This is a genomic window from Acinetobacter brisouii, from assembly GCF_008993995.1.
GTDB classification, from domain to species: Bacteria; Pseudomonadota; Gammaproteobacteria; order Pseudomonadales; family Moraxellaceae; genus Acinetobacter; species Acinetobacter brisouii_A.
On record NZ_BKNN01000135.1, the window covers coordinates 1 to 2595 of the forward strand.

Genomic DNA, 2595 nt, shown 5'->3' on the forward strand with positions numbered 1-2595 from the left:
TCATACTTAAATTAATCTACATGATTCATATCATCATTTTTTAAGTATTAATTTCAAGGAAGAAAGCATATGGACTTAAAACAGATGCGTTACTTTATAGCGCTGGCGGAAGAGCAAAATTTTGGGCGTGCAGCCGAGCGTTTGCATATTACTCAGCCACCCTTAACCCGCAATATTCAAGCTTTAGAACAGGAACTCAATGCTGAACTGTTTTTACGTAATAGCAAAGGTGCAGTGCTCACACCCGCAGGAGAGCTATTTTTAATCAAAGCACGGCATATTTTATCGCTTGCTCAAGATGCCAGTGAGCAAGTCCGTTTAGCGAGTCAGGGTTTTATCGGACAGCTTGATGTCGGCATTTTTAGTTCAGGCATTCTGAATATCATTCCGCAGTTGCTTGGGGCATTTCACGTACAGCGCCCTGAAGTCAAAATTCATTTGCACTCTATGGGGAAAGCCGAACAAATCACCGCACTTCGCGACCAGCGGATTTTAATTGGATTTAATCGCTTAGTGCCCAAAGAACCCGATATTGCTGTGGAATGGGTACGTCGTGAACCGTATATCGTGGCACTGTATGAAGGGCATCCTCTCTGTGAAAAAGAGGTGATTACTTTGGCGGATCTCGACAATCAACCAATGATTATGTACCCAAATGCGCCAATGCACGGCATGATGCAAGTGATTAGTCAGGCCTTTCAACAAGAAGGTGTCAAATTACGTATAGAACAAGCAGTTGATGATGTCATGACCTCAATGGCGCTCGTGGCTAGCCGTTTTGGTTTATGTATTACCACCGAATCTGCATCAAACTTACGTTTACCAGGTATTGTCTATCGACCATTACGATCACTAGAATTACAAGACATTGAACTCAGTTGTTTGTACTTAAAAGATCACGACTCGGTCATTTTAACTGCTTTTCTGAATTTAATCCGTGAGATGCGCCGCAGTTTTTAGACTCAAAATCCGCATAAATATGAATAAAATAGAATATAAAAACCCTTCAAATCAGATACCTAACTTGAAGGGCAAAAAATAGAAATTTTTAACTAGGGCGTGTCCTCATTTGGCTTTGCACCAAATTAACATGCAAGCAATGTAAACCATAGACTGGTAATTTCGTGCAAGCTTGTCAAATCGGGTTGCTATCGCTCGGAAATGTTTTAATCTCGCAAAGGCATTTTCAACTACATACCTTAAACGATATAAGTAGTGATCAAATTCTTTATTTTCTCTCTTACTATTTGACTTCATTGGGATGATCGGCACAATATTTTGCTTTCTTGCCAACATCCTAATTTTTTCTGAATCATAGCCTTTATCCGCAATCAAATAATCTGCCTGACCAATCTCACCAATCAACTGCTCCGCAACTTGGCTGTCATGGACTTCACCTCCAGTGATCTTAAAATCAATCGGTAATCCATTCGCGTCGGTTGCAAGATGGATTTTTATGGTTCTTCCACCTCTAGACTGTCCAATTGCTCGCTCGAAACCATGCCGAGCTCCACTTGCATGCTGATGCGCGCGTATGTAGCTTCCGTCAATGAATACCCATTCTTGATCCAATACGCCTCGTAGTTTAAAAAAAATTTATCCCATAAGCCTTTAGATGCCCAACGATTAAAGCGGTTATATGCTGTTTTCCAAGGACAAAATTCTTCAGGAATATCACGCCATGTCGCACCTGTACGTAATTTCCATAAGATGGCTTCCATGATATTTCTACTGTTCTTTGAACAATAACAACCATGAAATTGCATTGTAGACTGAATTTGTTGCCAAATATCATCGGTGAGTAGAGTACGTGCCATTGATAAATATACAAATGAAAAGGGATTAAATAACTCTTTTAAACCTTTAAAACCAATTTTTCAAATGAGGACACGCCCTAGGCTTAGAAAGAATATTTAAATCCAACTTTTACACCATAGTTACGATAGTCATTGCTACCAAGCTGAGAGGTTGCATTGAGCCATACGCCTGCATTTGGGCTAATCTGACCATTTACACCCAGTTTAAACTCAGCAATATTTTTTGAGCCATCTTGCTCAACTTGACCATCATCCATACTAATTGCGTAAGGGTGACTATTATGCAACCAATTAATTTCTACAAATGGTTGCAATGTTGCAGCCTGAGCAGTAGAAGAATTTGCCATATAAGCTTTTAAACCGACACTTGACTGCAAGTTATTGGCATTTCCTACAACTTTTGTTCCATTCGTTTCAGTATGCTCATCAGCATCAATTCCTGACTAGATTAACTGTGCTTTTGGCTGAATAAAATACGCATAGGCTAGGTTAGAGGCAACTTTAAAGGCATATCCTATTTCTAATGAAGCTGACATGCCTGAAAGATTATATTTTTCTTCGACCAGACTTGTACCATTTACACGTGCATTCAAACTATTCCACAATGCCCAGCCATCAACATAAAAACTTGACTGATTGGCTTGATCTCCAGACAGTGTTGCATAAACACCAATATTATAGCCATCTACAGTTCCTGTAGATTGATAACCACTTATAGATGAATGACTATCACTGGTTGCTTTACCATAACCTGTCATTAAACCTGCTGCAAAATGTT

The 2595-nt window shown here is 39.5% G+C and carries 2 protein-coding genes and 1 pseudogene; 1 reads left to right on the forward strand and 2 read right to left on the reverse strand.

Annotated features, from left to right (window positions below; translation table 11 throughout):
- The first annotated feature begins 69 nt into the window (after positions 1-69).
- Positions 70-960: a LysR family transcriptional regulator gene (locus GBN19_RS15150; RefSeq protein ID WP_151778674.1), complete on the forward strand. Its 891-nt coding sequence runs from the start codon at positions 70-72 to the stop codon at positions 958-960.
- 105 nt (positions 961-1065) lie between these two features.
- Here GBN19_RS15150 and GBN19_RS15155 read toward each other — a convergent pair.
- Both GBN19_RS15155 and GBN19_RS16180 read right to left on the reverse strand, forming a co-directional pair.
- Positions 1066-1817 (reverse strand): IS5 family transposase gene (locus GBN19_RS15155; protein ID WP_375707876.1). Its coding sequence is split into 2 segments (ribosomal slippage): positions 1066-1586 and positions 1586-1817, totalling 753 coding nucleotides; the frame shifts between segments, so codons are not numbered across the junction.
- Between the two features lie 83 nt (positions 1818-1900).
- A pseudogene (locus GBN19_RS16180) lies at positions 1901-2575 on the reverse strand (autotransporter outer membrane beta-barrel domain-containing protein).
- Between the last annotated feature and the right edge of the window lie 20 nt (positions 2576-2595).